A 5,832-nucleotide genomic window follows, 5' to 3' on the forward strand; every position below is an offset into this window, starting at 1 on the left:
GCGCTGGAGCGCGGCGACACCGATGGCTGGCAGCAGGCGCTGCAGCGCGTGGACGGCTGGCTGCTGCGGCTGTGGCCGGATTCGCCGCGACGGCGCAGCCAGCGCCATGCGCTGGCGGAACTGCGCAAGGTCGACCTGCGCATCGCGCTGCCGGAACTGGGCAGTACCCTGCAGCAACTGCGCGGCATGCGCGACGGCAAGGTGGCGCCATGAAGGCATTCCGTTCGCTGGTGATCGTCCTGCTGGTGGCCGCCATCGGCATCCTCGGCGCGCAGTGGCTGGGGCAGGAGTCGGTACGCGACATCGGCGAGGTGATCGTGCGCGCCGGCGGCAACGACTACATCGCCACCCTGCCGCAGGCGCTTCTGGCCTTGCTGATCGCCGGTCTGCTGCTGTGGCTGCTGTGGACCCTGCTCAGCGCACCGTTCCGCACCTGGGCGCGCTACCGGCGCCGGCAAGGGCGCGCACGGCTGATCGACGGCCTGCAGGCCCTGGACGGCGGGCAGTGGCAGCGCGCGGAAAAGCTGCTGGCCAGCGCCGCCAGCGAAAAAGAAGTGCGCCCGATCGCGCTGGTCGCGGCGATGCGCGCGGCCGAAGCGCGTGGCGACGCCGCCGGCGCCGGCCAGCACCTGCAGCAGCTGGGCGCGCTGGACGCCACCCTCCACGCCCTGCACAGCGCCGAACGCTGGCTGCAGCTGGACAAGCCGCAACAGGCCATCGACGCCCTGGACCCGCCGGCCATCCAGCCGCTGCCGCCGCGCGGACTATGGCTGCGCACCGACGCGCTGGCCCGCGCCGGCCGCGCCGAGGAGGCCTATGGCCAGCTCGGCGCGCTGCGCCAGCAGCAGGCGGTACCGGCCGACACCCTGGCCGCGCTGGAAACCCGGCTCGCCCTGCAGATGCTCGACGAGGCCGCCGACGTGAACACCCTGGCCGCGCGTTGGGAGGTCCTGCCCAGGGCGCTGCGCGGCACGCCGGTCGCGGTGACGCGCTACGCCTGCCGTGCGGTGGCGTTGAACTGGAACGACGTCGCCCTGCGCAGCATCGAACAGGCGCTGGACAGCCACTGGGACGAAGCCCTGATCGCGCTCTACGGCGAACTGCCTGTGGACAAGCTCGACTCGCGCCGCGCCAGCGCACAGCGCTGGCTGCAGTCGCATCCGTCCAGCCCGGCGCTGCTGCTGACCCTGGGGCGCCTGGCGCGTGGCCAGGGCCAGTGGACGCAGGCCGAGGAATTCCTGCATCGCGCCATCGCCCAGGGCGCCGGCAGCGACGCCTGGGAGGAACTGGGCGAAGGCTTCGCCGCCGCCGGCGAGGACGCACTGGCCCGTCAATGCCTGCTCAACGCGTTGCACCACCGCCGCGGCCACGCCACCCGGTCGTTGCAACGCCGCGACCTGCGCCAGCAGATCCAGGACCAGGCCGTGGCCGAGGAGCGCGACGCACACGGTTTCCCGCGGCTGCCCGGTTGAACACCCCTCGCGCGAGGACGCCCATGAAGAAGCTGGCCGCACTCGCCCTGTTGGTCCTGTGCATCCCGCCCGCGCTGGCACAAAGCCGCTACATGCAGGCGCGCGCGCTGGCATTTGATGTCCTGGGCCATCAATACGAAAACACCCGCACTTCCGGCAATGTCTGCGCATTGGGGCTGCCGACCGATGCGCAACGCAATGCCATAAGCACCGCACTGGCAAGCGTCGAACCACCCTTGCCCGAGTCGCCCGATCCGAAGTTTGTTGCAGCCTTTGTCAACCCGGCCCTGCTGACCGAACGCAGGTGGCTCGATCCACTGATCCTGGCGACCTTCGCCGACGACGTGGCCATGCTCGAACGCATGGAAGCCGCCGGCCATCCCCTGCAGGAACACGCGGGCGGCCTGCTGCAGGATGCGGTCCATTCCGGCTCGCGGCAGGTGTTTGATTACCTGCTCGCACGCGGCGCGGCACTGGATACGACCAATGAGTCCGGCGCTACCGCACTGATCGTCGCTGCGGCCAACAACCGGCTCGACATGGCCCGCGTACTGCTCCAGGCCGGCGCATCGCCGAACCTGGCGACCGACAGCGGCACCACGGCGCTGCGCTATGCCGTCGGCTGCCGCAACCAGCCGATGGTGGACCTGCTGCTGGCGGCCGGCGCCGCACCGGACGAGACCATCCGCCAGTCCGCGATCAAGCGGAACATGCGGCTGGATGCCGCCAGCGGGCATTGACGCCGGTTCATCCGAAGGAAGCAGGTGCAGGCCGGCGGGATTCGACCCGTCACGCCGGCCCTGCGTGAGCCGCCACCGGCCCGTTCCCCAGGCCGGCAGCCGTCGCCTGCGCTCAACGCTCGATGATCGCCACCACGCCCATGCCGCCGGCGGTGCAGATCGACACCAGCGCGCGGCCGCCGCCGCGTTCGGCCAGTTCCTTGGACACGGTGGCGACGATGCGCGCGCCGGTGGCGGCGAACGGGTGGCCGGTGGCCAGCGACGAACCCAGCGGATTGATCTTCTCCGGGTCGATGCGGCCCAGCGGCGCGTCCAGGCCCAGGCGGTTGCGGCAGTAGTCCTCGCTCTCCCAGGCGCGCAGCGTGCACAGCACCTGCGCGGCGAAGGCCTCGTGGATTTCGTAGATGTCGAAGTCCTGCAGGGTCAAGCCGTTGCGCCGGAGCATCTCCGGCACGGCGATGGTCGGCGCCATCAGCAGGCCTTCGCCGTGCACGAAGTCCACCGCCGCCACCTGCGCGTCGCGCAGGTAGGCCAGCGGTTCGTGGCCGTGGGCGCGCGCCCATTCCTCGCTGGCCAGCAGCACCGCGGCGGCGCCGTCGCTCAGCGGCGTGGAGTTGGCGGCGGTGAGCGTGCCGCGGCCGGAGGTCTTGTCGAACGCCGGCTTCAACGTGGCCAGCTTCTCCAGCGAGGTGTCCGGGCGCAGGATGTTGTCGCGCTCGACGCCGCGGAACGGCGCGATCAGGTCGCCGAAGAAGCCGCGCTCATAGGCGGCGGCCAGCTTGCGGTGCGAGGACACCGCCCATTCGTCCTGCGAATCGCGCGAGATGTTCCACTCCTTGGCCATGTCCTCGCAGTGGTCGCCCATGCTCTTGCCGGTGCGCGGCTCGGCCACGCCGGGGAACTCGGGCTTGAGCTCGGACAGGCGGAAGCCGGACAGCAGCGCCTTGGTCTTGTCGCCGGTGCTCTTGGCGCGGTTGGCGGCCAGCAGGCGCCCGCGCAGCTTCTTGCCGTAGACGATCGGCACGTCGGAGGTGGTGTCCGAACCGCCGCCGATGCCCGAGTCGATCTGGCCCAGGGCGATCTTGTTGGCCACGGTGATGATGCTGTCCAGCGAGGTGCCGCAGGCGCGCTGCAGGGTGATGCCCGGGGTCAGCGGCGACAGCCCGGAGGACAGCGCGGCCTCGCGGCCGAGGTTCCAGTCGCTGGGGTGCTTGATCACCGCGCCCATCGCCACTTCGCCCAGCTGCTGCCCATGCAGGCCGAAGCGTTCGACCAGCGCGCCGAGCGTGCGCACCGACATGCCGAGATTGCCGACATCCGCGTAGGCGGTGTTCTGGCGGCAGAACGGGATGCGGACACCACCGAGGATGGCGACGGGACGGGCGCTGGACATGCGGTTACCTGGGGCTGGTGGGGGGAGGCGACGCGGACCTGCCTGCGGCAGCAGGCATAATGGACATCGAGTGTAGCTTCGAGCCTGTGACGGGCCAACCGCGAACCATGAGCAATTCCAACCCCGACATGAACGCACTGGGCGTGATGGCGCTGGAACTGGCCGGCGGCCAGCAACCCGCGCGCGCCGCGCTGCCTTCCGATCAGGCCGGCGAACTGGCCACGCTGGTGGGCCGCGACCTGGCCAGGCTGGTGCCACAGGCCAGCGGGCTGGACCTGGTGCTGGCCGCGGCGCATTTCGACCCGGCCGAGGTGCTGCGCCCTGGCTGGCCGGTCCACCGGCGCCTGGAAGAGCTGCAGATGCGCGCGCCCGGCCGCAACCAGGGGCCACGCCTGCTCGCCTTCGGTGCCGATGCGTCCGGCGAAGTGCCGCTGCCCCTGCAGGCCGACCCCGCGCTCACCGGCGGCGGCCTGCGCGTCCTGCCGTTCGTGCTGACCGGCAGCGATGGCACGCTGCTGGCCGAGACCCGCGATGCGCTGGAAGAGGTACTGCTGGCCAACGGCATGGCCCAGGCCGATACCGCCCTGCTGGCGCAGAACGCCTTCGGCGCGCAGGTCGAGCACGCGCGTTATTTCACCGTCAACGACCTGGCCGCGATGATGGCCATGCAGTACGACAACCAGGGCCTGGCCGGACTGTGGCCGCTGCTGGAGACGGCGATGTTCTCGCCCGAGCGCGAGCAGTGGCTGGACGTCGCGCCCGAACCGCTGCTGCGCTATGCCGGCAGCGAGGTGCGCATGGCGCTGTTCGATCCCGCCGGCTGGTGCGCGCACTACGCCCAGGACAAAAACGACTGCGACCGCCTGCAGCGCATCTACGAGCAGTACCTGATGCGCCAGCGGCAGATGGCCGCGGTGCTCGAGGCCCACGGCCTGGACGTGCTGTACGTGCACGTCGAAGCCGGCCAGGACGCGCGCGTGGTGATGGCGCGCTGACGATCGGGCAACCACGGGCCAGCCAAGCATGAATGGACAGACGCCGGCCTCCGCCGGCGTTTTCTTTTCCCTGCCGCCCACTGTTCCGATGCGACGGCGCCATGCTTGCAGCGGTCTTCCCGCAGGGCGACGATGCCGGCCAGGCTGCGGGGATCATCCGCTCTATCCTGTACGGGGCCCGCTCACACAACATTGGAGATGGACGGTGAAGACCATCGCTATCGCCTTATTGGTGTGCGGCCTGCCGCTTCCCGCTTTCGCACTTGCCCCTGAGCAAGTCCAGTTCACCGGCTCAGTGCAGTACGACGACGGTGTGCCGGTGGATTTCGACCTTCGCCTTCCGGCCCGCCAGGCAATGACACTCCAGCTGGCCGATGGCGCCGCACTGGAACTCGTGACGCCAGGCAATGCCGCCAGCCCGCATGGGACGCTGGTCCGCCTGGTATCACGCGATGGCCGCGTGCTGCATACCGCGACCGTTCCCGCCCCGGGCCTGGCAAGCCAATCGTTCGCCTACCGCATCTGCAACGGGCAAGTCACGTATGTGAGCCCGGCCCCAGCGAGCCCCGCCGGCTGCGGGACCTAGCCCGGGCCCCATCATCCGCCCGCATTCAAGCGCCTGCGGGGAAACGCCTGATCGAAAACGCCGGCAATGCCGGCGTTTTCACTTCCGCAACGGAAACCTCACTCGGCCTTGGTGATCACCGCGCAGGCCAGCCGCGCGCCGGCATTACCGGTCGGCTGGCTGTGATAGTCGTCCGGATCGGCATGCACGATCAGGCCGCGGCCGATGATGTCGAAACCATCGCCCTTGCCGGCATTGACGTTGCTCGACACCGGGCCGTCGACATGGGCGTTGCCCTGCGCGTCGGCGACGATGTTGGGCATGTCGCCGCCATGGTGCACGGCCGCGTCGATGCTGCCGTGCTCGGCGTTGCCCGGGTTGAAGTGGCCGCCGGCGCTGGTGCCGTCCGGCGCGCTGCAGTCGCCCTTCTCATGGATGTGGAAACCATGCTCGCTGCCCGGCTTGAGCCCGCTGATGTCGCCGCTGGCATGCAGCCTGCCGTCCACCAGGGTGAAGCGGATGCTGCCCTTGACGGTGCTGTCCCTGGTCGGCTGCAGGTCGGCGGTGGCCACGGCTGCTGCGCTGGCCGCCGCAGGCTCCATGGCCGGCGGCGCGGCGGGATCGACGGCCGGGGCCGGCGCGCTGGCGGCGTCGGCGGGGGCGGCAG

6 protein-coding genes and 1 pseudogene are annotated in these 5,832 nt (G+C 70.5%); 5 read left to right on the forward strand and 2 right to left on the reverse strand.

Going from position 1 to position 5,832, the window contains the following annotated elements; genetic code table 11:
• From QMX80_RS17920 to QMX80_RS17930, 3 genes and pseudogenes are all read left to right on the forward strand, one after another.
• Window positions 1–213, forward strand: a pseudogene (locus tag QMX80_RS17920) (hypothetical protein); the annotation flags it as partial.
• Window positions 210–1,472, forward strand: coding sequence for a heme biosynthesis HemY N-terminal domain-containing protein (locus QMX80_RS17925; protein ID WP_282278527.1), 1,263 nt, complete (start codon window positions 210–212; stop codon window positions 1,470–1,472). The pseudogene QMX80_RS17920 and the gene QMX80_RS17925, both read left to right, overlap by 4 nt.
• Before the next feature lie 23 nt (window positions 1,473–1,495).
• Window positions 1,496–2,212 (forward strand): ankyrin repeat domain-containing protein, encoded by a 717-nt coding sequence (locus tag QMX80_RS17930; protein WP_282278528.1) that lies wholly within the window; start codon window positions 1,496–1,498, stop codon window positions 2,210–2,212.
• Window positions 2,213–2,324: 112 nt separating this feature from the next.
• Here the strand turns inward: QMX80_RS17930 and QMX80_RS17935 are convergent, their stop codons facing one another.
• Window positions 2,325–3,605 (reverse strand): acetyl-CoA C-acetyltransferase, encoded by a 1,281-nt coding sequence (locus tag QMX80_RS17935; RefSeq protein ID WP_282278529.1) that lies wholly within the window; start codon window positions 3,603–3,605, stop codon window positions 2,325–2,327.
• Window positions 3,606–3,712: 107 nt separating this feature from the next.
• On the opposite strand from QMX80_RS17935, the gene QMX80_RS17940 reads away from it, so the two are divergent.
• Window positions 3,713–4,600, forward strand: coding sequence for a hypothetical protein (locus QMX80_RS17940; RefSeq protein ID WP_055772832.1), 888 nt, complete (start codon window positions 3,713–3,715; stop codon window positions 4,598–4,600).
• A gap of 205 nt (window positions 4,601–4,805) precedes the next feature.
• Window positions 4,806–5,186 carry a hypothetical protein gene (locus QMX80_RS17945; RefSeq protein WP_282278531.1) on the forward strand — a complete coding sequence of 127 codons (381 nt, stop codon included), beginning with the start codon at window positions 4,806–4,808 and terminating at the stop codon, window positions 5,184–5,186.
• A gap of 98 nt (window positions 5,187–5,284) precedes the next feature.
• Here QMX80_RS17945 and QMX80_RS17950 read toward each other — a convergent pair.
• A partial coding sequence (locus QMX80_RS17950) for a superoxide dismutase family protein (protein WP_282278532.1) occupies window positions 5,285–5,832 on the reverse strand: 548 nt, incomplete at its 5' end.

The organism is Stenotrophomonas sp. PS02297 (assembly GCF_029959705.1).
GTDB lineage: Bacteria > Pseudomonadota > Gammaproteobacteria > Xanthomonadales > Xanthomonadaceae > Stenotrophomonas > Stenotrophomonas nitritireducens.

Coding starts and splice junctions, on each gene's coding strand:
- QMX80_RS17925 (WP_282278527.1), top strand. CDS start 210: ATGAAGGCATTCCGTTCGCTGGTGATCGTCCTGCTGGTGGCCGCCATC.
- QMX80_RS17930 (WP_282278528.1), top strand. CDS start 1,496: ATGAAGAAGCTGGCCGCACTCGCCCTGTTGGTCCTGTGCATCCCGCCC.
- QMX80_RS17935 (WP_282278529.1), bottom strand. CDS start 3,605: ATGTCCAGCGCCCGTCCCGTCGCCATCCTCGGTGGTGTCCGCATCCCG.
- QMX80_RS17940 (WP_055772832.1), top strand. CDS start 3,713: ATGAGCAATTCCAACCCCGACATGAACGCACTGGGCGTGATGGCGCTG.